The 23449-nt window shown below is 64.9% G+C and carries 22 protein-coding genes; 9 read left to right on the top strand and 13 right to left on the bottom strand.

From position 1 onward, the window contains the following. The first annotated feature begins 95 nt into the window (after positions 1–95). The 6 genes from G4D77_RS10655 (at position 96) to G4D77_RS10630 (ending at position 7414) form a co-directional block, all read left to right on the top strand. A complete protein-coding gene (locus G4D77_RS10655) occupies positions 96–1649 on the top strand; it encodes a Do family serine endopeptidase (RefSeq protein WP_016447917.1) in 1554 nt (517 codons plus the stop codon). Positions 1650–1936: 287 nt separating this feature from the next. Then, positions 1937–3454: a phosphatase domain-containing putative toxin gene (locus G4D77_RS10650; protein WP_227740840.1), complete on the top strand. Its 1518-nt coding sequence runs from the start codon at positions 1937–1939 to the stop codon at positions 3452–3454. Between the two features lie 35 nt (positions 3455–3489). Continuing rightward, a complete protein-coding gene (locus G4D77_RS10645) occupies positions 3490–3894 on the top strand; it encodes a hypothetical protein (RefSeq protein ID WP_012203525.1) in 405 nt (134 codons plus the stop codon). Between the two features lie 197 nt (positions 3895–4091). Beyond that, on the top strand, positions 4092–4766 hold the full coding sequence (locus tag G4D77_RS10640) for a response regulator (protein ID WP_017405435.1): 675 nt from the start codon (positions 4092–4094) through the stop codon (positions 4764–4766). Continuing rightward, positions 4763–6214 carry an ATP-binding protein gene (locus G4D77_RS10635; RefSeq protein WP_154835565.1) on the top strand — a complete coding sequence of 484 codons (1452 nt, stop codon included), beginning with the start codon at positions 4763–4765 and terminating at the stop codon, positions 6212–6214. The genes G4D77_RS10640 and G4D77_RS10635 overlap by 4 nt, the downstream gene beginning before the upstream one ends. A 168-nt stretch (positions 6215–6382) precedes the next feature. Next, positions 6383–7414, top strand: a complete 1032-nt coding sequence (locus G4D77_RS10630) for a sensor domain-containing diguanylate cyclase (RefSeq protein ID WP_016453209.1) — start codon at positions 6383–6385, stop codon at positions 7412–7414. A 103-nt stretch (positions 7415–7517) separates the two neighbouring features. On the opposite strand, the gene G4D77_RS10625 is transcribed toward G4D77_RS10630, so the two are convergent. Continuing rightward, positions 7518–9125 (bottom strand): methyl-accepting chemotaxis protein, encoded by a 1608-nt coding sequence (locus G4D77_RS10625; protein ID WP_016447912.1) that lies wholly within the window; start codon positions 9123–9125, stop codon positions 7518–7520. Positions 9126–9567: 442 nt separating this feature from the next. On the opposite strand from G4D77_RS10625, the gene G4D77_RS10620 reads away from it, so the two are divergent. Beyond that, positions 9568–10101 carry a DUF2939 domain-containing protein gene (locus tag G4D77_RS10620; RefSeq protein WP_154835563.1) on the top strand — a complete coding sequence of 178 codons (534 nt, stop codon included), beginning with the start codon at positions 9568–9570 and terminating at the stop codon, positions 10099–10101. A gap of 33 nt (positions 10102–10134) precedes the next feature. On the opposite strand, the gene G4D77_RS10615 is transcribed toward G4D77_RS10620, so the two are convergent. From G4D77_RS10615 to G4D77_RS10605, 3 genes are all read right to left on the bottom strand, one after another. Continuing rightward, positions 10135–10359, bottom strand: a complete 225-nt coding sequence (locus G4D77_RS10615; protein ID WP_026062392.1) for a hypothetical protein — start codon at positions 10357–10359, stop codon at positions 10135–10137. A gap of 23 nt (positions 10360–10382) precedes the next feature. Next, on the bottom strand, positions 10383–11006 hold the full coding sequence (gene yfcF / locus G4D77_RS10610; RefSeq protein ID WP_154836424.1) for a glutathione transferase: 624 nt from the start codon (positions 11004–11006) through the stop codon (positions 10383–10385). Between the two features lie 109 nt (positions 11007–11115). Continuing rightward, complete coding sequence (locus G4D77_RS10605) at positions 11116–11454, bottom strand: hypothetical protein (protein WP_154836423.1); 339 nt, start codon at positions 11452–11454, stop codon at positions 11116–11118. A gap of 813 nt (positions 11455–12267) precedes the next feature. On the opposite strand from G4D77_RS10605, the gene G4D77_RS10600 reads away from it, so the two are divergent. Next, entirely contained in the window at positions 12268–13605 is a 1338-nt protein-coding gene (locus tag G4D77_RS10600) for a methyl-accepting chemotaxis protein (RefSeq protein WP_154835561.1), read from the top strand. 12 nt (positions 13606–13617) lie between these two features. On the opposite strand, the gene G4D77_RS10595 is transcribed toward G4D77_RS10600, so the two are convergent. Then, positions 13618–14277, bottom strand: a complete 660-nt coding sequence (locus G4D77_RS10595; RefSeq protein WP_154835559.1) for a hypothetical protein — start codon at positions 14275–14277, stop codon at positions 13618–13620. 222 nt (positions 14278–14499) lie between these two features. Here G4D77_RS10595 and G4D77_RS10590 point away from each other — a divergent pair, with 222 nt between their 5' ends. Continuing rightward, positions 14500–14952 (top strand): helix-turn-helix domain-containing protein, encoded by a 453-nt coding sequence (locus G4D77_RS10590; protein ID WP_223275114.1) that lies wholly within the window; start codon positions 14500–14502, stop codon positions 14950–14952. Positions 14953–14971: 19 nt separating this feature from the next. Here G4D77_RS10590 and G4D77_RS10585 read toward each other — a convergent pair whose 3' ends face one another. From G4D77_RS10585 to G4D77_RS10550, 8 genes are all read right to left on the bottom strand, one after another. Continuing rightward, a complete protein-coding gene (locus G4D77_RS10585; protein ID WP_016447904.1) occupies positions 14972–15730 on the bottom strand; it encodes a copper chaperone in 759 nt (252 codons plus the stop codon). Positions 15731–15739: 9 nt separating this feature from the next. Continuing rightward, complete coding sequence (locus G4D77_RS10580) at positions 15740–17236, bottom strand: tyrosinase family protein (protein ID WP_227468446.1); 1497 nt, start codon at positions 17234–17236, stop codon at positions 15740–15742. A 331-nt stretch (positions 17237–17567) separates the two neighbouring features. After that, positions 17568–19637, bottom strand: coding sequence for an IPTL-CTERM sorting domain-containing protein (locus G4D77_RS10575; RefSeq protein ID WP_227740839.1), 2070 nt, complete (start codon positions 19635–19637; stop codon positions 17568–17570). A gap of 712 nt (positions 19638–20349) precedes the next feature. Continuing rightward, entirely contained in the window at positions 20350–21477 is a 1128-nt protein-coding gene (locus tag G4D77_RS10570; protein WP_154835556.1) for a site-specific integrase, read from the bottom strand. Next, complete coding sequence (locus G4D77_RS10565) at positions 21465–21698, bottom strand: hypothetical protein (RefSeq protein ID WP_154835554.1); 234 nt, start codon at positions 21696–21698, stop codon at positions 21465–21467. Before G4D77_RS10565 ends, G4D77_RS10570 begins: the two co-directional genes overlap by 13 nt. Beyond that, on the bottom strand, positions 21695–22237 hold the full coding sequence (locus G4D77_RS10560) for a hypothetical protein (protein WP_154835552.1): 543 nt from the start codon (positions 22235–22237) through the stop codon (positions 21695–21697). Before G4D77_RS10560 ends, G4D77_RS10565 begins: the two co-directional genes overlap by 4 nt. After that, positions 22234–23115, bottom strand: coding sequence for a ParB/RepB/Spo0J family partition protein (locus G4D77_RS10555; RefSeq protein WP_154835550.1), 882 nt, complete (start codon positions 23113–23115; stop codon positions 22234–22236). The genes G4D77_RS10560 and G4D77_RS10555 overlap by 4 nt, the downstream gene beginning before the upstream one ends. Further along, on the bottom strand, positions 23112–23444 hold the full coding sequence (locus G4D77_RS10550) for a hypothetical protein (RefSeq protein ID WP_046986096.1): 333 nt from the start codon (positions 23442–23444) through the stop codon (positions 23112–23114). Before G4D77_RS10550 ends, G4D77_RS10555 begins: the two co-directional genes overlap by 4 nt. Positions 23445–23449 lie beyond the last annotated feature (5 nt).

Here is a 23449-nt window from a genome sequence, read left to right as displayed (position 1 = left end):
GATGCACGGCGAGGCTTCTAAGCCTCGCCTAAGTCTGCCCCTTCAGACTTCTCCCCAACGCAGCAAGGAACGCTGCTTTTGAGGAAAGGTCTGCCATGAACAAGATTCTGTCGACTCCCCGTCGTCTGGTGCTGGCCCTGGTGGCCGCAGGTGCCATCGGCGCCCTGGGCGCCACGGGCGCCGGTCTGGTTGGTGTGGTGCATGGCGATGCGCGTGCCGCCACGTCGCTGTTTGCGCCTGCGGCACAGCCTGCTTCTGCCGCTTCTCCTGCTTCTCCCGCCGGCGCCGTGGCGGCGCCCAACTTTGCCGACATCACGGCGCGCAATGGCGCGGCCGTGGTCAACATCAGCGTGGTCGGCAGCTCGCGTGCCATGGGCGAGGACGGCGACGAGGCCGCAGCGCGCCAGGGGCAGCAGGGCGTGCCGGGCATGGACCCCAACGATCCGTTCTTTGAATTCTTCCGCCGCTTCGGCGTGCCCGGCATGCCGGGCATGGGCCAGGGCCAGCCCCAGCGCGACGTGCCCACGCGCGGCGAAGGCTCGGGCTTCATCGTCTCCAGCGACGGCCTGATCCTGACCAACGCCCACGTGGTGCGCGGCGCCAAGGAAGTGACCGTCAAGCTGACCGACCGGCGCGAGTTCAGCGCCAAGGTGCTGGGCGCCGATCCCAAGACCGACGTGGCCGTGCTGCGCATCGAGGCGAAGAACCTGCCCACGGTGTCGCTGGGCAAGACGGCCGATCTGCGCGTGGGCGACTGGGTGCTGGCCATCGGCTCGCCCTTCGGCTTCGAGAGCAGCGTGACGGCCGGTGTGGTCAGCGCCAAGGGCCGCACCCTGCCGGACGACAGCTTCGTGCCTTTCCTGCAGACGGACGTGGCCATCAACCCCGGCAACTCGGGCGGCCCGCTGTTCAATGCGCGCGGCGAGGTGGTGGGCATCAACAGCCAGATCTACTCGCGTTCGGGCGGCTACCAGGGCGTGTCCTTCGCCATTCCCATCGAGGTGGCCACGCGCGTGCAGCAGCAGATCGTGGCCACGGGCAAGGTGCAGCATGCGCGGCTGGGCGTGGCCGTGCAGGAGGTGAACCAGGCCTTTGCCGATTCCTTCAAGCTCGACCGTCCCGAAGGCGCCCTGGTGTCCAGCGTGGATAAGAACGGCCCTGCCGCCAAGGCGGGACTGGAGCCCGGCGACGTGGTGCGCAAGATCGATGGCCAGCCCATCGTGGGCTCGGGTGATCTGCCGGCCTTTGTGGGCCAGGCGCTGCCGGGCCAGAAGGTCACGCTGGAGATATGGCGCAACGGCGAGGCCCGCACGCTCAGCGCCGTGCTGGGCGATGCCAGCGACAAGGCCGCCAAGGTGGCCAAGGACAAGCCCGACGCCGGCAAGGGCAAGCTGGGCCTGGCCCTGCGCCCGCTGCAGCCCGAGGAAAAGCAGCAGATCGGCGTGAAGGACGGCCTGGTCGTTGCCGACGCCGCAGGCCCGGCGGCCGAGGCCGGCATCACGCAGGGCGATGTGCTGCTGTCCATCAATGGCTCGCCTGCCGGAGATATCGAGGCCGTGCGCGCCGCCATGGCCAAGGCCGGCAAGACCGTGGCCGTGCTGATTTGGCGCGATGGCAACAGGATATTTGTTCCCGTACGTCTCGGGTAAGCGAAAGGAGGTAAGGGACTGAAAAGCACCTGCACACTGAATTGATCGCACAGCCCCGGCACGAATGTGCCGGGGCTTATTGCATGGGGAATTCAACCGGCCAGTGGCTGGCGATTCCTGCATTCGTGCGGCAATGTGATGGTTGTATTCTGTGAATTCGCGTCCTTTTGCGTTAGCGGTGTTTCAAATTGTGACGATTTGAGATAGAGCGAATACGCTTAGACTGCCGGCCCATCCAGGCGGGCGTGCACCGTTCTGGTTTCAGGAAGAAGCGCCCGCAAGGGCCCATGGCAAAACAGGAAGGGCATGCTTTGAAGCAGGACTACAGCTTGCAGGCGGCGGGTTTGGGCGCATCGTTCGGCGCGCGCGTCATCCTGGCTGAGGTGGACTTCACGCTGCCCACCCACGGCATCACGGCCCTGCTGGGCCCCAGCGGCTCGGGCAAGTCCACGCTGCTGCGCACGCTGGCCGATCTCAATGCCGCCAATCCGCGCTTTCGCCGCTGGGGCAGCGTGCGCTACGCGGGCCAGGAATGGACCGGCGCCATGCAGGCGCCGCGCCTGGTGCAGCAGCAGGCCCGGCTGATGATGGCCAGCACCTTCGACGCCATCGTCGAGCTGGCCCGGCCCCGCCTCAAGCTGGTGCCGCATGCGCTGCGCGACTGGTGCCGCGCGCAGGTGCAGGCCTTCGGCTTTCCCGAGCTTGCGCTGATGTTCGACCAGCCGGCGCTGCAGCTGTCCCCCGTGCAGCAGCGTGCCGTGGCCATCCTGCGCGAGGCGCTGGCCGAGCCGGCCCTGCTGATGGTGGACGAGCCCACGGCAGAGCTTGAGGGCTACGAGGCCTTCGTGCTGCTGGAGCTGCTGCGCCAGGTGGCCCAGCGCACGGCCGTGCTGATGAGCACGCACCACCAGCAGCACGCACAGGCCGTGGCGCAGGACATGCTGCTGCTGGCCGGCGGCCGCATTGCCGAGGCGCAATCCATGGAAGCCTTCCAGCGTGCGCCGCTGTCGCTGGCGGGCCAGCAGTTCCTGCGCACCGGCAGCTGTGCCGTGGCCTCGCCCGATGCGCGGGCCGAAGACCTGGAGGAGGGCGTGCCCCTGCCTCCTCCGCTGCCTGCAGCGGCCGTGGCCGCGATCTCCGAATTCCTGTCGGACGCAGTGGCCGCCGAGCCTGCATCCGAGCCCATGCCTGCACCTGAGCCCGTGCCTGCGCCGGTACCAGCACCAGCGCCCGCACCGGCACCCGCTGCCGCAGCCCGGCCGCGCGCCGTCAATCCCTCCGTGCTGGTGGACTGGCAGCCGCTGGTGGCCGACCCGCAGGCCGTGCCGGCCAGCCGTGGCCCCAGCGGCTTTGCCTGGCTGGTGCCGGGCCGGCTGGCGGGCGCGCCGCAACCGGGCGTGGTGCAGTCCATGGACTTCGACCTGAAGGCCCTGCGCGGCTGCGGCGTCACCGTGCTGATCACGCTGACCGAAAACGACCTGCCGCAGGAGCCGCTGCAGCGCCATGGCCTGCGCAACCTGCACCTGCCGGTGCGGGACCACGAATCACCGTCGGTGGCCCAGATCCAGATGCTGCTGGCGCGCATGTCGGCCATGCTGCGCGCGGGCGAGGTGCTGGCCGTGCACTGCCTGGCCGGCCTGGGCCGCACGGGCACGGTGCTGGCCGCATGGCTGGTGCGCGAGGGCCTCACCGCCGACGAGGCGCTGCGCCGCGTGCGCCTCATCGATGCCCAGTACGTGCAGTCCCAGGCCCAGGAGGACCTGCTGTATGCGTACGAAGTGGCACTGCTGCTGAAGATGGGCTGACCGATCACATCCATTCACAAAAAAGGAAAGCTGCAATGAGCCTGGATAACGTTTTGAGCGAGGTGGCCGGTTCGGTGCCCGAATGTCTGGCCATCGGCTATGTGGATGCCGCCTCCGGCATGCTGCTGGCCATCCGCACGGTGGACTCGCATCCGCGCGAAGTCATCGATCTCGTGGCCGCTGCCACGGCCGACCTGTTCAACGGCCCCAACGTCTCGATGATCGAGAGCCTGTTTAAGAAGTCGCGCGGCCTCAAGGACGACGGCCACCACTACTTCCAGGAACTCATCGTCAACAGCGACAACCTCATCCACGTCTTCCTGCGCGGCAAGCTCATGCCCGACTACGTGGCCGTCTTCGTCTGCCGGCGCACGGCCAACCTGGGCATGGCGCTGACCAAGGCCCGCATGGCCATGCCGAAGATTGAAGCGGCGGTGTGACCGCCGCTCACCCCCTGAGTCGCTGCGCGCCTTCCCCCTCTCTAATCGCTTCGCGAAGGAGGGGGACGACAGCCTCGCGGCGGGGCGGCGCGGCCGGCTTAGGCCCTTGCTCGCTGTCCCTGACGTTTGAGCGCGCCAGTTTCGGGCGGCATGTGCCTCAGAACTGAGCCAGCCTTGCAGGGAGCTATTCTTCTGCCATGCGCTTACTGCTTGTCGAAGATGACGCCATGATCGGCGAGGCCGTGCAGACCCTGCTGCGCGGCGAGGGCCATGCGGTGGACTGGGTCCGTGACGGCCTGCAGGCCGATGCGGCCCTGTGCCCCGGCCCGGGTGGCGGCCATGGCTATGACATGGTGCTGCTGGACCTGGGCCTGCCGGGGCAGGACGGTTTGCAGGTGCTGCGCCGCCTGCGCGGGCGCCGCGACCGCACGCCGGTGCTGGTGGCCACGGCGCGCGATGCCGTGCGCGACCGCATTGCCGGGCTGGATGCGGGGGCCGACGACTACGTGGTCAAACCCTATGACCTGGACGAGCTGCTCGCGCGGCTGCGTGCGCTGGCGCGCCGGGCGTCGGGCGCAATGGATCCGCTGTACGAGCGCGAAGGCGTGCGGCTCAATCCCGCCACGCGCGAGGCCAGTGTCGAGGGGCGCGACGTGGTGCTCTCGGGCCGCGAATGGGCGGTGCTGGAGACGCTGCTGGCGCGCCCGGGCAGCACGCTGTCGCGCCAGCAGATCGAGGACAAGCTCTACGGCTGGGGCGACGAGGTCAGCAGCAACGCCATCGAGGTCTACATCCACGGCCTGCGCAAGAAGCTGGGCGCGGGGCTGATCCTCAATGTGCGCGGCGTGGGTTACATGGTGCCCAAGCCATGACGGCGCCGGCTTCCTCTGTCATCGCCCGGCTGCGCGGCCGCCTGCCCGGCGCACTGGGCACGCGGCTGCTCATGTTCCTGGGCGCGGCCATCGTGCTCACGGCGCTGCTGCAGGGCCTGCTGGCCTACCGCAACGCGCTGCTGCAGACCGACACCCTGTTCGACTACCAGATGCAGCAGACCGCCTTTGCGCTGCGCGCCGGCCTGCCGGTGGATGCGCGCGGCAGGCCCCAGGGCACGCCGCCCGAGGATGAGAACCACGAATTCATCGTCCAGGTCTGGACCAACGAGGGCCTGCGCATTTTCGAGTCCGCGCTGGGTGCGGCATTGCCGCAGATGGCCGTGCTGGGCTTTGCCGATGTGCCCGCGCGCGGCACCGTCTACCGCGTGTTCTCGCTGCAGACGCGCTCGCAGGTGATCCAGGTGGCGCAGGACATGCGCGTGCGCCGCACGCTGGCGCGCGATGCCGCCTGGCAAAGCCTGCTGCCCATCGCCTTGCTGGCGCCCGTGCTGGCGCTGGCCGTGTGGTGGGTGGTGCGCAGTTCGCTGGCGCCCGTGCAGCGCGTGCGCCGCGAGCTGGCCGCGCGCCGCCCGCAGGACCTGGCCCCCGTGCCGGCCGAGGGCCTGCCCGACGAGGTGCGGCCCCTGGTGGCCGAGCTCAACGCGCTGCTGCAGCGCGTGGGCCAGGCCTTCGAGGCGCAGCAGCACTTCGTGGCGGACGCCGCGCACGAGCTGCGCTCTCCGCTGGCCGCGCTCAAGCTGCAACTGGTGGCCTTGCAGCGCGCGCCCGATGCGGCCGCGCATGACGAGGCCGTGCAGCGTCTTTCGGCCGGCATAGACCGGGCCACACGGCTCGTCGAACAATTGTTGACATTGGCGCGGCAGGAAGCCCAAGGCACGGTACAAGGCACGGCCCCAGGCCCGCAAGGCATGCAGGGGCCGCACGGCGCTGCCACGGCCGCACCTGCGGACGTGGACCTGCGCGAGGTGGTGGAGCAGGCCCTGGCGGACCAGGCCGTGGCGGCCCAGCAGCACGGCCTGGACATGGGCCTGAGCGAGTCCCCGCATCTGCGGCAGTCCTTTGCCGTGGCGGGCGACGCACAGGCATTGCAGATGCTGGTGCGCAACCTGCTGGACAACGCCATCAAGTACGTGCCGCAAGGCGGCCGCGTCGATGTGGGCTGGCGCAGCGATGCCCAGGGCCGCGCGCTGGTGGTCGAGGACTCGGGCCCCGGCATTGCCGAAAGCGAGCGCGAACTGGTGCTGCGGCGCTTTGTGCGCGGGCCTTCAGCGGCTTCTGCGGGCCAGCAGGCGCAGGGCAGCGGACTGGGCCTGGCCATCGTGCAGACCATTGCCCAGCGGCATGGAGCACGCCTGCTGCTCGACCGCTCGCCCACGCTGGGCGGCCTGCGCGTGCAGGTGATATGGCCGCCTGTGTCGGGCTGCTGACAGCGGCGCGTGGCGCGCAGGCTTGTCGGCCTGCAGCGCGGCCGGGATGCTTCCCGCCTGCGTCTGGCCGGGTCACAATCCCCAAATTGGTGCCGGCCCGCCTGCCTTCCCATTCCCTCATCAGGCGCGCGGGCAGTCTGCTTCCGTCGTCATTTCGAGAGGTATTTCATGGAGTCCCTTGTCCAGCGCCTGTCCCAGTCCGTGACCCAGGCGCATTCTCTGGAAGAGTTGACGCGGCCCCTGCTGCAAATGCTCGAAGAGAGTACGCATCTGGAGTCCACCTATCTCACCACCATCAACGAAGAACAGGGCCAGCAGCGCGTGCTGTACGCGCGCAACGCGAGCGAGATGCAGATTCCCGAAGGCCTGGTCGTCCCCTGGGGCGACACGCTGTGCAAGCGCGCCCTGGACGAAGGCCGCATGTACACGCCCGATGTCGGTGCCTGCTGGGGCGACTCCGAGGCCGCGCGTGAACTGGGCATTCGCACCTACGCCAGCGCCCCGGTACGCTTTTCCGACGGCCAGCTCTACGGCACGCTGTGCGCGGCCAGCAAGACCTCCCAGGCGTTGAGCACCGAGGCCCAGGGCCTGCTGCGCCTGTTCGCCAACCTCATCGCCGAGCGCGTGGAGCGCGAGCAGCTCATCACCAGCCTGAGCAAGGCCAACCAGGAGCTGGCGGCACTGGCCTTGCTGGACCCGCTGACCGGTCTGCCCAACCGGCGCTGCCTCACCGACGAACTGGGCCGGCTCATTGCACGCTGCGCACGCAGCCAGGAATGCGTGGTGGTGGGCTTCATCGACCTGGACCGCTTCAAGAACGTGAACGACGAGCACGGCCACGAGGCCGGCGACGCACTGCTGCGCGCCATGGGAGAGCGCCTGTCCTCCCATCTGCGCAGCGCCGACATGCTGGCGCGCTTCGGCGGTGACGAGTTCGTCTTCATCGGCGTGGGCCCGCTGTTCGGCAGCGAGGCCGACGCCGTATCGCGCGACCTGCAGCAGCGCCTGTCGGAGGCCTCGGTCATGAAGGTCGAGCTGCCCGATGGCAAGACGCTGGACTACGGCGGCGCCAGCGTGGGCGTGGTCTGCCTGCGGCCGGACTCCATTGACGCCGACGACGCGCTGCAAAAGGCCGATGCGGCCATGTACCGCGTCAAGATGGCACGCAGCCGCGGCGCCAGGGGCACCGCGCTGCATTGAGCCAGCCGCAGGCACTGGCCCGGCGGCCAGGGCCTGTTGCTGCCTTGCTCTGGCCTGTCTGGCGGCTTCTCGCGCGCGCTCTTCGCTCTTGTTTCTTTCCGTCTCAGCCTGCTGCCAGCATGGGCTGCCTGCGCTGCAGCTCCACGGCGGCATGCTGATGGCCGCTTGCCGCCTCCAGCTTGAAGGCGCCCACCGTGCGCACCAGATCGCCGGCCTGGCCGCGCAGGCTGGAGGCCGCGGCGGCCATCTCCTCCACCAGTGCCGAGTTCTGCTGGGTGGCCTGGTCCATCTGCGTGACCGCCTGGCCGATCTGGGCCACGCCCGAGCTTTGCTCGGAACTGGCGGCGCTGATCTCGCCCATCAGATCCGTCACGCGGCGTATGGCGTCCACCACCTCGGCCATGGTCGTGCCGGCCTGGTCGGCCAGCGCGCTGCCGTTGTGCACGCGGCTGGTGCTGTCGGTGATGAGCTGCTTGATCTGCTTGGCGGCCTCGGCGCTGCGGCTGGCCAGGCCGCGCACCTCGGTGGCCACCACGGCAAAGCCTCGGCCCTGTTCGCCGGCGCGTGCCGCTTCCACGGCCGCGTTCAACGCCAGGATGTTGGTCTGGAAGGCAATGCCATCGATCACGTTGATGATGTCGGCGATCTGCCGGCTCGATTCGCTGATGCCGCGCATGGTATCGACCACCTGCCGCACGACTTCGCCGCCCTGCTCGGCCACGGTGGAGGCGCCCAGGGCCAGCTGGTTGGCCATCTGCGCGTTGTCGGCGTTCTGGCGCACGGTGGAGCTGAGCTGCTCCATGGAGGCTGCCGTCTGCTGCAGCGCGCTGGCCTGGCTTTCGGTGCGCGAGGACAGGTCCTGGTTGGCCTGCGCGATCTGCCCGCTGGCCGCCGCCACGCTGACCGATCCCTGGTGCACCTGGCGCACCACGCCGCGCAGCCCCTCCTGCATGGTCTGCAGCGCGCGCAGCAGCATGGACACCTCGTCCTTGCCGCGCACATCGATGTGCCGCGTCAAATCGCCTGCCGCCACGGCATCGGCCGTATGGATGGCCTGTCGCAGCGACCGCGCCATGTTGCGGATGATGGACCAGCCCAGCAGCACTCCCAGCAGCACGCCCCCGATGATGGAGCCCACGGCCACCGCAAAAATCACCTGGTACAGCGATTGCGCGGCCTCGTATTCCTCCTTGGCGACGCGGGTCTGCAGCGCGGTCAGCTGCACGATCACATCACGCAGCGGCGCGTACAGCGCCTCGTCCTTGTCGATCAGCAGCTGCCGGGCCAGCTCCAGGTCACCGGACAGCAGTGCCTGCTGGGCCGGCTTCAGAAAGCCCTGCAGGAACAGCGCGCGCACGGCCTCGAAGCGGTCGGCCAGCTGCGCCTCTTCCTCTGTCATCCGGGTCTGGCGGAACGAGGCCCAGGCCTTGTTCACGTCGTTGATGTTGGTCTGTATCTCCTGCTGCTTTTGCTGCGTGTATTCGGGCAGGTGCACGGCAATGGCGCCCGAGACCGCATTGCGGTTGCGCAGCAGCAGGCGCTGCACTTCCAGCAGATCGCCCAGTGCGACCAGGCGCTCTTCATAGACCACCTTGAATCGGCGGTTGGACTCGCTGATTCCATAAAGCCCGAAAGCGCCGATCACGATCATGAGCAGTGAGAGAAAACCAATCAAGGCGGTCAGGCGAGTCGATAACTTGAAATTATTCATACTGCGTCCTTTGCATGCATTGCGGATGGTTGGTGGGTACTCGCGTTGTCAGGCCGCCCCGTGATGGCTCACATCTCTCGCAAAAAGAACTCGGTCGTGAAAATGAGATTTCATTCACGGTAAATGCCCGGTCTGCACAAAGGCTCACAGACATCCGGAAACGGCGATGCTGGCTTGCCGATGGCCTGCGTGGCCAATGGCGATCCATGTTGTATTGGTTTGTAAACTATTTGTTACAAACTATAGTATGAATCGGATGGGGCAGGCAATACCAGCTTTTCAGGTATTCGCCCTGGCCTGATAGGGGTTCTCTGCCCATTGCTGCGGCAGGAAGAGACGGCCTGTTCTCTTGACCGTCCCTGGCCGGCGCCGCGCGCCGGACGGGCCCGCCTAGAATCCGCGTTTGCGCGTGGCCGCTGGCACGCTTTCACGAAAGAGATCTATGAAACCCAAAACACTGGCCGGTGCGCTGGCCGCCCTCTGCGTGGCTGCGGCCGGACTGCTCTATGCATCGCCCTATATCGCCCTGCACCAGATCGGCAAGGCCGTGGAGCGCCGCGACGCCCAGGCCCTGTCCGGCTACGTGGACTTCCCTGCGCTGCGCGAAAGCATCAAGGGCCAGATGATGGCCAGGCTGCAATCCCAGATGGGCGGCTCGGGCGACAGCGCCTCCAACCCCCTGGCCGGCTTTGGCCAGCAACTGGCCCAGGGCCTGGTCAGCCAGTTCACCGAGGCGCTGGTCTCGCCCGACGGCGTCATGCTCATGCTGGAAAAAGGCAAGCCCGGCAAACCCGCGGACGTGGCCGCCGCAGGCGTGGGCGTGGACACCCAGGGCGGGCCGCCGCGCAAGGACTACTCCGTGGAGTACCAGGGCTGGTCCAAGGTCTTCGTGCACCCGCGCGGCGAGCCGGGCGGCTTCGTCTTCAGGCGCGAAGGCCTGATGGGATGGAAGCTGGTGGCCGTGAAAATGGATTGACAGGGGCGGGCCTGCGGCCTTCGCCCCGGCGCTTTATCCCTGGTGCAGTACCTTCATCACATGGCGCTTGCCCAGCCGCAGCGCACGGGCATCGGCCTCCTGCCGCGTGTCGCAGCCCTGGTCTTCGGTGACTGCTCCCAGGGCCTTGCCGCTGGCCACCTCCAGCAGCGTGGCGCGGGGCAGCCAGGCGCCGGGCGTGACATCGCTGGGCAGTGATGCTGGCGTGATCCGCACGCCCATGTAGAGAAGACTGTCCATGGCTTGCCAATATCCCGGGGGGCTCAGCCTGCCAGCGGCGGGCGCGGCAGGGCCAGCCACTGCTGGACGGCGGGGTGCTGCCACTGCCGGCGCGCATAGGCGGCCAGCAGCGCAGGCACGGCGTCGCCGTTGAGCACCAGGCGGTTGAGCATCAGCGCCAGGTCCACATCGGCAATCGACCACGGGCCGGCGATGTGGTCGCCCTCCGAGCGGATGAAGGCTCCGGCCACCGAAAACAGCTTGCGCGCCGCCGCCTGGCCCGCATCCGACAGCGGCGTGGGCGTGGGGCGGTAGAACACCACCTCGGTGCTGCGCTCCGAGCGCAAGGCCATCAGATCGCTGCGCAGCCAGGCCTGGACCTGGCGCACACGGGCGCGCGCCTGCGCATCCTGGGGGTAGAGCGGTGCGCCGCCAAAGCGGTCCTGCAGGTACTCGCAAATCGCCGAAGACTCCGACAGGCTGAAATCGCCGTCCACCAGCGTGGGCACCCGTGCCGTGAGCGATGCCGCCACATAGTCCGCCCCGGTGTTCTGTCCCACCGAAAGGTCCAGCGTGCGCAGCTCGAAGTCAATCCCCTTGACCTTCAGCGACACGAACACGGACAGGGCATAGGGAGAGGTGAATTGCGAATCGGCGTACAGCAGCATGAGGGCCTTCCAGGGAAACTGCATGGGGATGGGGGCACCGATGGTAGCCGAGTGGGCAGCCGGATGGCCGGGCCGGCCATGCCTCGGCCCAAACCCCGCAGTCCCAGGATCACACCTTCAGCGACCGCTCGATATCCGTCAGCTTGTAGCGGGCCAAGGCGAGGTTGCCACGGGCCTTGTCCAGCACCAGGTAGAGAAACAGCCCGGGGCTGTTGGGGATGAGGCGGATCAAATGGTATTGGTCGCCCAGGGTGATCAGAATATCTTCAATGCCCTTGCGCAGTCCCAGCGACTCCATGGTCTTGAGCTTGGCCCGCACCACCTGGGTATTGCCTGCCGCAGCAAGCTCCAGATCCACGCCGCTGCCCGCCTGGGCCAGGCACATCCCGCTGTGATGGTCCACAAGGGCCGCCGCCATGGCGCCTTCGATGGAAATAATGGATTGCATGGATTGGGACAGATTGCTTGACATTGAAACTTCTCTTTTTCTGGAATCGGTGTTGTCACCGGATGAAAATCGGGCTGAGAGCTTTTGCAGCTCTTCGATCAGAACAAACCAAAGTGTTTCTGAACTGCTGTCGGGTAATCGGTAAAGCTGAATGGATTCATGGTGCGGCATCCGCATTTGCTTGAGCGCTATTTCTTCCATGATGGCGCTTGGCATCATAAAAATGCGTACGCAACGCACGGCCTCATTCAATGCTCTCTGAAACAATTCCCTGGCCTGATGCACGGCGCCGGGTCCGATCAGTAGTACCAGGGCGCCCGGCGCCGAGGGCTCGCACAGCGGCTCATCCCTCCCCGGAGGTCCGCCCCAGTCGATGACAGGGGCGCTTTCCGAGTCCGCCAGCCTCACGGCAACCCGCGGCTTACCGGGGGCGTAGGCCACGCCCAGCTTGGCCAGGGCGCGGCCGCCCAGGCTGGAAGTCAAATCGATCACCCGAACGCCACAAGACATTTTTCAAGCACACAAGACAGAGGACACCGCCAGGCGACGGAATGCTGTGAACTCTATATCAATTAGTTACATGTGTTTCTTGCTGCTTGAAAGACTTGGGTGGGAAAAGGGAATTGGATGCCTTGAGAAAATGCAAACAATTGTGAATTGAAGGCCAATTTTTTTATTTCTGTAGGCATCTTCTGACAGAAAGTGCACGTCAATGCGAAGAGTGCAGAAAATAGCAAACAGATACAATCGTTGCCAGACCAGCCCATTGTCGGGCGCCAATCACCCATTCAGCGCTGAATAACAAGGGCTTCCATGCGCGGCATCCGCTCCATCCTGTCCAGGCTCGGCCTGCGTTCCGATTCCCCAAGCTCCCAACTGAAGGCCTTGTACAGCACCCAGGCCGTCCTCGAGCTCGATCCCCAGGGCCACATCCTCTTCGCCAACGCGCAGTTTCTGGACCTCATGGGCTATGAGCTGGACGAGCTGCGCGGGCAGCACCACCGCATCTTCCTGGACCCGGCGGATGCGCAGGCCAGGGACTATCGGGACTTCTGGGCACGGCTTGCGCGCGGGCAGGCCTTTGTGGGCCGGTGCCGGCGCATCGACCGCCAGGGACGGGAGGTCTGGCTGCAGGCCAACTACAGCCCCGTGCTCGACAGCCGTGGACAGGTGCTGCGGGTCGTCAAGTACGCCATGGATATCTCGGCCGAAGTGCTGCGCGATGCCGAAGCCAGCAGCCAGCTGGCGGCGGTAGGCAGGGCCCAGGCCGTGATCGAGTTCGGTCTGGACGGCAGCATCCTGCGCTGCAACCGCAATTTTCTGCAGGCCATGGGCTATGCATCCGAAGACGAGCTGGTCGGCCGGCACCACAGCATGTTCGTGGCCCCGCAGGAGCGCAGCTCGGCCGAGTACGCGGCCTTCTGGGCGCACCTGCCGCAGGGCAAGCACTACCGGGGCCAGTTCCGGCGCATAGGGCGCCTGGGCAACGATGTCTGGATCGAGGCCAACTACAGCCCCGTGCTCAACCAGTCCGGCCAGCCCTTCAAGGTGGTGAAGTACGCCACCGACATCACGCAGCGCTACGAGGCCACGCGCCTGGTGCAATCGGCTTTCGAGCAACTGCAGCAATTGGTGCGCGACAGCGCGGCCCAGGCGCATGACGCGCATGCCCAGGCGCGGGACGTGACGCGCATTGCCCAGCGCGGCGACGTGGCCCTGGACAGCGCGGTCGACGCCATGTCCAGCATCTCCAGCAACTCCCGGCGCATCGGCGAGATGGTGGGCCTGATCGATGGCATTGCCTTCCAGACCAATCTGCTGGCGCTCAACGCCGCCGTCGAAGCCGCGCGTGCGGGCGAGCAGGGGCGCGGGTTCGGTGTCGTGGCCGGCGAAGTGCGCAGCCTGGCCCAGCGCTGCGCCGAGGCGGCCAGGGAGGTCAAATCCGTCATCGGCGCGTCTGCGGCCAGCGTGCAGCTGGGCTTCGAGCGTGTGAATGAATCCGGCGACATGATGAAGCAGATGCGCGCGGCTGCCGTGAATGCCAGCGACATCATGGACACCATCATCCAGGCCTCGCAGGCGCAGGACACGCGCCTGGGCGAGGTGCGCGAAGCCGTGCTGAGGCTGGAGAACGTCGTCGTCCAGAGCTGAGCCGCGCCCCGCTCATCCCAGGCGGCCCATGCCGCCTTCAAAGACATCGCGCACGTCACGAAAGGTCTGTGAACCCCATTCATCACGGTGCTCGCCATGCAGGGCGGCCGCCACGTAAACGATCTCCGACAACTGCGAGATGCGTGCTGCCATGCCGTGCGCCACGACATGGGTCTCCGTGTTCTGGTAGTCGCCCATTTGCATCAGCACCTGCGCCAACTGCTGGACCTCGTAGTTGGCCTCGCGGGCCAGTTCGCGCCACTGCGATGGCGTTGCACCGGTGTCCAGCCTCGCTTGCAATTCGTACAGCGTGGTGCGCGGAAACACGATCCCGTCCACCGGCGTCTCTGATATCTGAGCCAGCGCCTGGGCCGCTACTGCCAGCAGGCGGGTGCGTGGGCCTGACTCCGCATCGCCGGGCACCAGCCGCGCCGAATTGATGCAGGCGGCCACGTCAAACGCCGTGTTATGCAGATCGCACGTCGAGCCGGGCTGCGCCGCGTGGCGTGCCACATCGCTGGCGATGCGCAGCAGGCGGTCGGACTCCCCGCTGTGCCGGTGCTTCTCGTCGGTCATCGCGGCCTGCGTGAGTGCTTCAGCGGCCTGCAGGAACAGCGCGCGGTCCGCCTTGGCGAGTTTCTTGCGCGATGGTTTTGCGCCGGCATGCTTCATGGACCTCCTTCGAGCAACGTACAGGCGCAGCAAAGGAGCCGCCTGAGGGGTCAGGTAGTATTTGGCGCTTGTAGTGACAACGCCCCATAGGCTATCAAACGAAAATTTGATCGTCAACAGTTTATATAAAAAATGTTTGATTTCTCTGCGCGCCTGACGGAGGAAAGAAATAGGCTGGGCCTGAGCCAAGAGGCGTTTGGCGCTATCGCGGGAGTGTCAAAGATGTCCCAACTCAACTATGAGAAGGGCGTCAGAAAGCCTGATGCGGGTTACCTCATGGCTGTCGCCGAGCAGGGAGTGGACGTCGCCTACCTGCTGACAGGTCAACGTTTGTTTGACCCGAACGCCATCCAGCACGAGCGCCCCGAACCCACCCTCGCGGCCCGCCTGCAGCAGGAGCGCCAGCGCCTGAACCTTAGCGAAGCCGAACTCGCCCGCAAGGCCGGCCAAGCCAAACAGGTCCTGCAGCAATTCGAGTCCGGCGCCCTCGTTCCCGACGCCACGGCACTGCAGCAATTGCACCTTGCCGGCGTCGATATCGGCTACGTGCTGCTGTCCCTGCGCTCCCATGCGCCCGACGCCGATGTACAGGCACTGCTGGCGCATTACGGCAAGGCGACGGACGCTGGGCGTGCGCTGGTGCGAGGGGTGGCGGAGCTGGCCGGGCGGGGGTGAGGCTCACCCTCCACAAGGTTCAGTGTCTTGTCGCCCGGCCCAGCGACGTGCGCGGCTTGCCGTGCAGAAGGCGCCGCAGGACATAGGGCAGGCGCCAGGCGGGCCGCAGCGATGGGCCTGTGCGCTCCACAAAGAGTAAAACCGCTGCAACAGCCATGGCCGGCAGGTGCCAGGCCGCGGGAAAGGCGAAGGGCGCCAGCATCCACGGCCAGCATGCCGTGGCGCATGCCACGCCGGTTCGCAGTCCGTGCTGCAGGCTGTCCCGGTTGGCCGTGGGGCCGCTGGCGGCCACGGGGTACAGCCTGTGGCAGGCATTGTGGGCGCGCGTTCCTGCGGGCGATGAACTCCACAGGACCGCCACGGCAATGCAGGCAAGAATGAGCGCGGGATGCGCGGCTGCGTGCAAGAGGGCGGCAAGCGGCACCATGACCAGGCCGGCTGCCATCCACACCAGCGCATAGCCCGCAAGCAGCAGGCCCGCCGCCAGCAGGCGCCGGCGGGCCACGCTCGATCGCATGGCGTGGCGCACCTGCCGCAGTGCCAGCAGCGGCATCATGGCCAGGACCATGGCCAGCCATGCCACACCGAGGATGCCGAGCGTGTGCCCGTCCAGCACCAGCGGCGACAGGTCGGCCAGCGTGACCGAGGACAGCGAGCCGCACAGTGACAGGCCGGGCGTGGCAGGCGGGCTGATGGCCAGGCTGATGAAGCCTGCCCCCGACACGGCCATCAGTGCTGGCGCGGGAGCGGTCCGCAGGTCTCTCAGCAGCGCGTCCATACGCGGGCCTTAGCGGGTGGCGTCCTGTGCGACCACGCTCACGCGGTCCACGGTGATTTCGCGCCCGGGGTCGGCTTCGGGCTGTTCGATGGCCACGTTCAACTGGTCCAGACTGCCGCCTGCGTCCAGGATGGCCTGCGTGGCATCGGTGATGTCGATGGTGGCGCCCAGTCCGTTGCCTCCATGCGGTCCGTCGCTGGCCGAGGCCTTGGCCAATCCGAACAGGGCGACGGTGTCTGCATGCCGTGCCGCCGCCCCGGGCGAGCCGATGGAGACCGTCAGCACGCCGCTGGGCGCATTGCCGCGAATGCCTTCCAGGTGAAGAAAGTAGCGCTGTGGCCGCGGCAGCGCGGCGCCTGCCTGTAGCAACTCGACCTTTGCGGCACCGGGGTCCGCGATCGATACGGTGGTCAGCCGCGGCGTGCGGCCCACGATGACCCGCTCCGCATTGGAGCCCAGTACACGCGGCGCGGGCGGCGGGACCGTCGAGAATTCTGCGGGCATGTCGATCTCCTGCGGTGTGAGGCCTGCCGTGCTGGCCGTGAGCGTGGTGGCGCCCGTGCCGCTGGTCAGATTGTCATAGTCAGGGGCCAGCGCACCGCCCGGCAGGGTTTCACCCGGATCATAGGAGGCCAGCTTTCCTTCGGTGTCCGGCATGACGAAGCCGCGGCCGGCAGGGCCGTTGCTCCAGGCGGCGCTGTTGTCCTGGATGTTGCCGGGCTGGGTCAGCCAGGCTGCCCAAAGCCGGTCCACATTGCAATGGTGCACCCAGAAAATCGGGTCCAGGGCGGCATAGTCGGGGTCTGACATGAATCCATAGGGCTCCTGCAGTCCGCCGACCATGATGTGAACCAGATTGTGCGGATTGGACTCAATGGCGCCAGTGTCGCTGCCGTCATGGGAAAAGGCGGTGATGCCACCGCCGTATTCCAAGGTGCCGGGAGCGCTGGTGAAGCGGTGGTAGTCCTGGCAACCCAGCGTGATATCACGGGGAATGTCAGGCGTTGGTCCCAGGCGCTTTGACCCATTGCGCCTGGCCTTGGCCAGGAAATTGGGAGAACCATCCGGCAATTTCTCTTCCAGGAAAGCCTGGGGTATGTTGCGTGCGGCCTGATTGCTGGAATTCAGGTAGTTCCAATAGGGAAGCGCCCAGTCCGCAGGGCCGCCAAGCTCCTTGACGGTCTTCGCCACAATGGCTTCGAATGCGGCGAGATAGCCGCGATGCCAGGGAAGAAAGTACCAGGTGCCATGCTGGCATTGGTCCCACATCTCCTCGGTTTCGGAGGTGGGTGGCAAGGGGTCCTTGGCCGAAAGCACGCCGGCACTGATCCAGCCGCTCTTGTTGATGCCATGAATGGCGGCAAGATATCTCCAGCTGGTCCTGTCCGTAATGGGAAGAGAGTAAAGGTGCCCCACGGCTTTGGAATACCAGATCAGCGTTTCATTCCAGACAGTTCCACCTTGATTGACATCACGACGAATTCCAGTCATTGCGTTCTCCTCCATGAAAGTTGGAGACTGGAGTGTATGAAGGCGGATTTTATTTTGCAAGGAATTGTTTTGTTTTATTGTGTCGGGTAGGGCATTTCAATTGATATTGAGATCGCATTCACACTGCGATCATCTCAATGGGATTGAATTGAGGATTTCCAGTATTGACCCATGGTAGGCATTGAGTCAGCTGACGGTGACGATTTTTTGTGTTGGAGCCGGGTTCTGGGTTCTTGCCATGGAGCTATCAAGGAAATGCATTGAGGGACGGCAGAGAGCGGTAAGCCCGGTTGTTTGCTTCGCGGCCGGTGAAATGAAAAAAGCCACCCGAAGGTGGCTTTTGTTTTCAGCCCTGGCGGCGGCGCATTCTTGCGATGCCGAACATGGCCAGAAGGGACGACAGCGCGATGATGCCCCATTCAGACAGGGTGGGAATCGCCGCAGTGCTGGCGGGTGCTGCCAGCACTGCAAAGCCTCCCGGATCCTGGATGGATTGGTTGGCTATGCCGTCGTTGTCGCCGAGCCCGCCGTCGGTCAGCGTCAACGTGGCGCTCAGCCGGTCCGATGCCAGCACAGCACGGTTGGCAGGCAGTTGGTACCAGTGTGGTTGAGCACATGCTGCGCCTTGGCAGTTGAAACCATCAGGGCTGGGGCCGTACTTCATGTATACCGCGCCTGCAGGCACCGGTGTGCTGAAGTTCAGGGTGACGGTTGCATCGCTGCCCAGGTTGCCGCTGCTGAGATTCAGCGAGAGCAGTCCAGAGGGGAAAGTCACGCCTTGCGGAGCGGTCGCGGGTGGCGTGGTGCTGAAGCTGGCGTTGCTCACCTGCCAACCGTTGGCTGTCTGCAGTGCGACCATTGCCTTGCTGCCTCCAGCGGTGGACCAGGGGGCTTCGCAGCTGTTGGCGCTGCCGCCGTTCAAGCCCTGGCACTGCCAGGTGTATTTGCCACTGGCGCTGGAGATCGCCGTAGCCGTGCCCGCGCTGCACAGGCCCGCTGCAGGGGCCAGTGCCGTGGCTTGGCCCGCCGCCGTGCCACAAGCGCCAGCGACTGGCACCTGTACATCAACGTTGTGCACGGTTCCTGTCGCGAAGCCCCCTGCAATGGGCTTGGCTGCTGCGGTGCTCTCGATGCCGGTGCCGCTGCTGTTGAGGTCCAGGCGCAGGCTGCCCGTGCCGCTGATGGCAGTGACGGGTACAGTCCATGTGATGCCGTTGTCGGCACTGGATGGCGTGCCCATCGTGCCGGTGGCGGTGCCTGTAGTGGTCAGCGCGAAATCGGTGCCATCCACTCCGTTGACCGCTTCGCTGAAGGTCACTGCGAAATTGATGCTTGTGGCGCTGGCTGATGGTGTGCCCTGCGGGGCAATCGATGCCACCGAGGGTCCACCCGGCGTGGCACTGGCGACGACATTGCCGAGGAAGTCACCCCAGATCCAGGAAGAATAGGCGCCGGCTGCGGCAGATATCGTCTTGGTTTCCGTATCGGTGGCGACATCAATGACATGGACTGTGCCATTCGATGTAATGGCATACAACGCCGCATCGTTTGCCGAGATACCAAGCCCTGTAATGGTAGATGCTGGACCGTTCAGTGTGATCGAGGTTTGCGTTGAGGTGTTAGCAGTGTCAACAATGTGGAGTACATTATTTCCTCCTCCGACATACAGCTTGCTGCCATTTTTGCGTACTGCGACTTTACTAGCGGCTCCTTGAAGTCCAGTTATTGGTATCTGAGTAACCGAATTATCCGATAAGTTAAGCAGATAAACAATTGGGGCTGAATTGCTGGAAGCGTAAAGCTTTCCGCTGCCTGTGGGGTCATAAGCTAACCCATAACCATTAGTGGTGGTATTTGGGAACGTGGACAACGTGTTAGTTGCTGTGTCCAGTTTTTGGATTACCCCAGAATCGCACCGTACGTAAAGCGATGCGCCATCAGCGCTTAGTGCAGAGGCGATGGTCCGGCATCCGGTACTTAGGCTGTTCGTTATCTGTTTTGTGGTGGCGTCAATGACATGCAGCTTTTGACCGGAGTGGTCACTGACATAAGCTATTGCGCCATTTAAAGAAAAAGTTATGGCTACAGAGCCTCCAGTACCATTGATTACTGTCTTCAGTGTGTTGTTTGTCGTGTCAATGACGCCTAGTTTGTTGTTTGATAGATATTGCCCGAACCATGACTCATTGCTGGCGCCTGGTCGCAATGCAAGAGTGTAGATGTAATCATTTAACGTTGCGTCCATGCTTGCTGGACTTAATGTGGTGGAAAGTTCGCCAGTCGCGGTATTGATGACCGAAATTGTTCTGCTGTTTGAATTGGGAATATAGGCGTAATCGGCGGCGCTTACGGCACAGGCAATGAGTGAGAGCGAAGCGGCGGCGAGGACGTGCTGCAAAGAACGGCGCTGAATCATGTGTGGACACCTTTGAGGAAAACCCCTGAAAGCTTGCAATGCACGCCTTGAGGATTGGGGAGGCTGGAAAGAAGACTTGCTTAGACCGGAGGTTTGGGCCTTGGTCTCATAGTGAGACTTTTGCTACAAATTAGAACAAAAAGAAACATTCTGAATCTGAGCAAGTCTGAGCAGATCGCGTTACCAGGCGCGTCATCAGAGGGTGCTGGGGTAGGAGAGAGTCCCCCAGTTGTTGTGTTTTTGCTGCAGGTGCAGGGTCCTGCGGCCATTGAGTCTCCATGCTGCGGCAGTCGGGCAAAGGCTCCATCCAATTCATGCCAAACCGCAAGCGACTCAGTCCGCGTGCTTGATGGGTGCGCCGAGGCTGCAGCAGCTCGTCAGCCTGTGCTATCGGTTCCGTACATAGGACTGGCTCTGGACGATCGCCCCGAACGGGAGCGGGGCGAATCGCGATCTATGACGGTGTGCGATGCAAAAAAGCCCCTCAACACCCTATCCGGTGTCGAGGGGCTCTTGTCGTTTCTGCACTGTTCATGTCCCCGGTATGTCACCAGACCATTTACAGTGCGCGCAAATGATTAATGCAAAAACCATCTGATGGTCCCTCCGACAGGAATCGAACCCATTAAAGCCAAAGTTCTGCTTAATTTGGCTGTATGTGCATACAGTATTCCCTCTGAGGAATTAAGTGGAACTTTGGCTATCTCGCAGGTCATGTCCCAGTCTGTGTCCCAGCTTTCGGCTTGCTGGCGCTGATGAACGAGTCCAGCTTTCGCTGCTCCGCGCCCTTGTCCGCGCCGTCGATCCACTTCGAGTAGGTGCGCAAGAACATCTCGATGCCGTGGCCCATCTGCCGGGCTGCATAGGCCGGCGTCACGCCCGCCATCAGCATCATGGTCGCGTAGGTGTGGCGCGTCTGGCGCGCGTCCCTGTGACGGATTCCGGATACCTTCATCGCGGGCTTCCACCATGAATCCAAGGGCATATCGGTGTTCTCCAGATCTCCGCCTGCCACGGTGAGAAACACCCGTCCGCCAGCCAACTGCGAAACCTTCCGCTGGCGCTCCAGCGCATCGCGGGCGCGGCCAGGCAGCTCTACCTTCCGGACCTCGCTCGTCTTCGTGCCCTTCACTCGCCCGCGCGTCAGCGCTGAATCGACCATCACAGTGTCTGATCGCAAATCCACCTTTGACCAGGTGAGGGCGATCAGTTCGGACGGGCGAAGACCGCTGAAGAACGCGAACTCGAAGTAGTTCCTGGCGGCATCTGCCTTCATCTTGCCCAGCAGCACCTCGACCTCATCAAGCGTGAAGGGGTCCGGCTCGGGCTTTTGGCGCCGGCGCATGTCAATGGATTCATGCAGAGGCTCGGCCAGGATCTTGGCCTTGTACCCGTACTCCAGCACCTGGCGCAGCACGCTCGCCACGTTGTTGAACGTCTTAGGGTTCGCGGGCAGCCTGGCCAACAGGCGCTTGAGCGCGCGGAAGTTGAAGTCCCCAACCAGATCTTTGCGAACGGCGTCGAAGTGATAGCTATCGATGGTTTGCTGATAGCTGTGGATGGTGCTGTGCTGCAGCTCTGGCTTCTTCACATCCAGCCATTCCCCGAACAACTGACCCACCGTCATGCTCGGCACATCAGCGCGGGCGCGCGGGCTGTCTGGGAAGTAATCGGCCAGCACGAACGTGCCGCGCTCGATCTTCCCCAGGATCTCGGCCCGCATGCGCTCGGCATGCCGGACGTTTGCTGGCGTGGGCTGCAGCTCCAAGCGCTCACGGCCGAAGCCGTGGGCGCGGAGGTCGATCTGCAGGTACTTGTCGCGAACGATCACACCGGGCATGTGTCTTCGGCACGCTTGCGCCGTCCTCGCTGGCTGGGCATACTGGGGCGTTCGTCTATGAACTCATCCAGGGCCTGCGTTTCGATCATCTTGCGTCCCTCGAACCATTTCCAGACCCGGCCCTCGGGCCACTTGCCCGAGGCGCCCGTCCGCTCATGGAAGTAGCTCACGGGCAGCCCCGTGAGATCCGAAGCCCTTTCAAGGGTCACCCACCTGGTCATGCTGCTGGCCCTCCTGCGGGTTGTTGCTCAGCCTGCAGGCGCTCCAGCACTGAGCGTTCGATGAGCGTCGCAAAGGCCTGCAGGCGCTGCAGGGCGGTCTCCTTTTTGAAGCCCGACGGCGGCACCCACACGCCCGCCTGCCGGGCCATGCGCTCCAGGCTCCCGGGCTCTCCCGCCTCCTGGCGACGAGGCTTGGCTGGCGCGCTGGCTGCCTTGCGCTTCGGCGCCGGCTTGGGCGATTCGGGTGCGGCTTGCTCGTCCAGTGCCTTCACGAGCAGCGAGGCCTGCTCGTCGTCGGCCGTCTTCTCGAAAGCGGATGGCAGGTCCACGGGCCCCTTGCTGTAGGTGTCGTGCTCGGGGTCGTAGATCAGCATGTCGTGATCGCACGCGATCATGAGCTGGGTGTGGATGTTGCGCCCGTCCTCGGGTTCCACGAACTTTGCGGCCACTTCGGCCAGCGTCAGGCTGGCGCCGGGATGCAGCGCGAGGTAGCCCATCACGCGCGCGGCCAGGCTCTCGGGGTTGGGGCGGTATGTCATTGGCCGCGTCCTTTCTGAAGCGCCATTGCTGTGTCAATAGCCTCGCGGGGGCTATCACGGTAGGGCGTGGTGCCTGCGTCAGGATCGAATGGGAAGGTGACGCAATACTCGCCGCCAAGGTGGAAGACGATTCCGCGATGCTCGATCACCCAGTCCAGGCGGGCTCGCTCCTGCTGCAACTCGCTGGCGCTGGGCTTCGGCTTGTCCGTGGTGGCCGCCGTGATCCGCTTCTTGCCCTGAGCCTGGGCCTGCTGCAGCTGCTCGCCCAGCACGGCCGTGGCCTTGTCGCCGTGCTTGCGTGCGGCTTTGGCGGCCCGGGTGGCCGACACCTGGCCAGCCTTCACCATGGCGCGCACCGGGCTCGGCGCGTTTCCCAGGGCCAGCAGGTCCTGCACATGCTGGGCGGACTTGCCCACCTTCTTTGCAATCTGGGCCGGCGTCCACCCGAAGGCCTTCAGGCGCTTGTATCCCTCGGCGATCTCGGCCGGCGTCAGCGGCTTGTTGGCGGCGCTGGTGATGATGCGGGCGATGCGGTCCTCTTCGTTGCCCTCGAAGAGCACAACATGGATCCAGGCCTCGCCATCCTTTTCGCTGCGCAGCGGGGCGCCACGGTCCAGGGCGCGGCCGATGGCCGCATGCCGGCGATGGCCGTCCACAATCCACATGCCGCCATCATCGCGCGGCCGGACTTCGAGGGGCGGATACTTCCCGGCATTGATGATGTGAAGGGTCAGGGCCTCGATGCTCGCTTCGAGCTCGTCGTCTTGCTGGCGCAGGTTGAAGCCTGGCTCGACATGCAGGCTCTCGTACCGGACATGCACAGCATCTGCCCGCTTTGCCTCTTTCGATTCGAGCATCTTGCGCACGGAGTTGGTCATGCTGCGTCTCCTGCCTTGGCTGCCGCCTGGGCTGCGCGACCCGCGTCGCAGAACTCGTCCAGACGCTCGCCACTGGGGCAGTCGTATCCCGGCTTGATAGCCTGCCTTGGCCGGCGAACCACACACAGACTGGAGTCGTGCCAGTTTTGCTCCCGCAGCCAGCGATACCGCTCCGCATAGGCGCGCAGGGCCTTGTTCTCTGCGTCCAGGCGGCGCAGCTCGGCGGCTGCGGCTGTGTTGTGGTCGATTTCCATCCACTCCAGACGGATGTCGAGCTCCAGGCAGTCGGCCAGACGCTGTGCCTCGGTCTGTTTTTCGGTATTGGTCATGGTGT

The sequence above is a fragment of the Delftia sp. WY8 genome (genome assembly GCF_018437695.1).
GTDB lineage: Bacteria > Pseudomonadota > Gammaproteobacteria > Burkholderiales > Burkholderiaceae_C > Comamonas > Comamonas tsuruhatensis.
This window is presented reverse-complemented; position numbering and strand designations above follow the sequence as displayed.

Bases quoted from the DNA above. Each gene is read 5' to 3' on its own strand.
- yfcF (WP_154836424.1), bottom strand. From the start codon at position 11,006: ATGCTGCTGTACGCCGATTCGCAATTCACCTCTCCCTATGCCCTGTCC.
- G4D77_RS10625 (WP_016447912.1), bottom strand. From the start codon at position 9,125: ATGAATAATTTCAAGTTATCGACTCGCCTGACCGCCTTGATTGGTTTT.
- G4D77_RS10650 (WP_227740840.1), top strand. From the start codon at position 1,937: ATGGCAAAACAGGAAGGGCATGCTTTGAAGCAGGACTACAGCTTGCAG.
- G4D77_RS10570 (WP_154835556.1), bottom strand. From the start codon at position 21,477: ATGCCCGGTGTGATCGTTCGCGACAAGTACCTGCAGATCGACCTCCGC.
- G4D77_RS10645 (WP_012203525.1), top strand. From the start codon at position 3,490: ATGAGCCTGGATAACGTTTTGAGCGAGGTGGCCGGTTCGGTGCCCGAA.
- G4D77_RS10620 (WP_154835563.1), top strand. From the start codon at position 9,568: ATGAAACCCAAAACACTGGCCGGTGCGCTGGCCGCCCTCTGCGTGGCT.
- G4D77_RS10575 (WP_227740839.1), bottom strand. From the start codon at position 19,637: ATGATTCAGCGCCGTTCTTTGCAGCACGTCCTCGCCGCCGCTTCGCTC.
- G4D77_RS10555 (WP_154835550.1), bottom strand. From the start codon at position 23,115: ATGACCAACTCCGTGCGCAAGATGCTCGAATCGAAAGAGGCAAAGCGG.
- G4D77_RS10635 (WP_154835565.1), top strand. From the start codon at position 4,763: ATGACGGCGCCGGCTTCCTCTGTCATCGCCCGGCTGCGCGGCCGCCTG.
- G4D77_RS10655 (WP_016447917.1), top strand. From the start codon at position 96: ATGAACAAGATTCTGTCGACTCCCCGTCGTCTGGTGCTGGCCCTGGTG.
- G4D77_RS10630 (WP_016453209.1), top strand. From the start codon at position 6,383: ATGGAGTCCCTTGTCCAGCGCCTGTCCCAGTCCGTGACCCAGGCGCAT.
- G4D77_RS10580 (WP_227468446.1), bottom strand. From the start codon at position 17,236: ATGGAGGAGAACGCAATGACTGGAATTCGTCGTGATGTCAATCAAGGT.
- G4D77_RS10600 (WP_154835561.1), top strand. From the start codon at position 12,268: ATGCGCGGCATCCGCTCCATCCTGTCCAGGCTCGGCCTGCGTTCCGAT.
- G4D77_RS10550 (WP_046986096.1), bottom strand. From the start codon at position 23,444: ATGACCAATACCGAAAAACAGACCGAGGCACAGCGTCTGGCCGACTGC.
- G4D77_RS10585 (WP_016447904.1), bottom strand. From the start codon at position 15,730: ATGGACGCGCTGCTGAGAGACCTGCGGACCGCTCCCGCGCCAGCACTG.
- G4D77_RS10615 (WP_026062392.1), bottom strand. From the start codon at position 10,359: ATGGACAGTCTTCTCTACATGGGCGTGCGGATCACGCCAGCATCACTG.
- G4D77_RS10640 (WP_017405435.1), top strand. From the start codon at position 4,092: ATGCGCTTACTGCTTGTCGAAGATGACGCCATGATCGGCGAGGCCGTG.
- G4D77_RS10560 (WP_154835552.1), bottom strand. From the start codon at position 22,237: ATGACATACCGCCCCAACCCCGAGAGCCTGGCCGCGCGCGTGATGGGC.
- G4D77_RS10565 (WP_154835554.1), bottom strand. From the start codon at position 21,698: ATGACCAGGTGGGTGACCCTTGAAAGGGCTTCGGATCTCACGGGGCTG.
- G4D77_RS10590 (WP_223275114.1), top strand. From the start codon at position 14,500: ATGTCCCAACTCAACTATGAGAAGGGCGTCAGAAAGCCTGATGCGGGT.
- G4D77_RS10605 (WP_154836423.1), bottom strand. From the start codon at position 11,454: ATGCAATCCATTATTTCCATCGAAGGCGCCATGGCGGCGGCCCTTGTG.
- G4D77_RS10595 (WP_154835559.1), bottom strand. From the start codon at position 14,277: ATGAAGCATGCCGGCGCAAAACCATCGCGCAAGAAACTCGCCAAGGCG.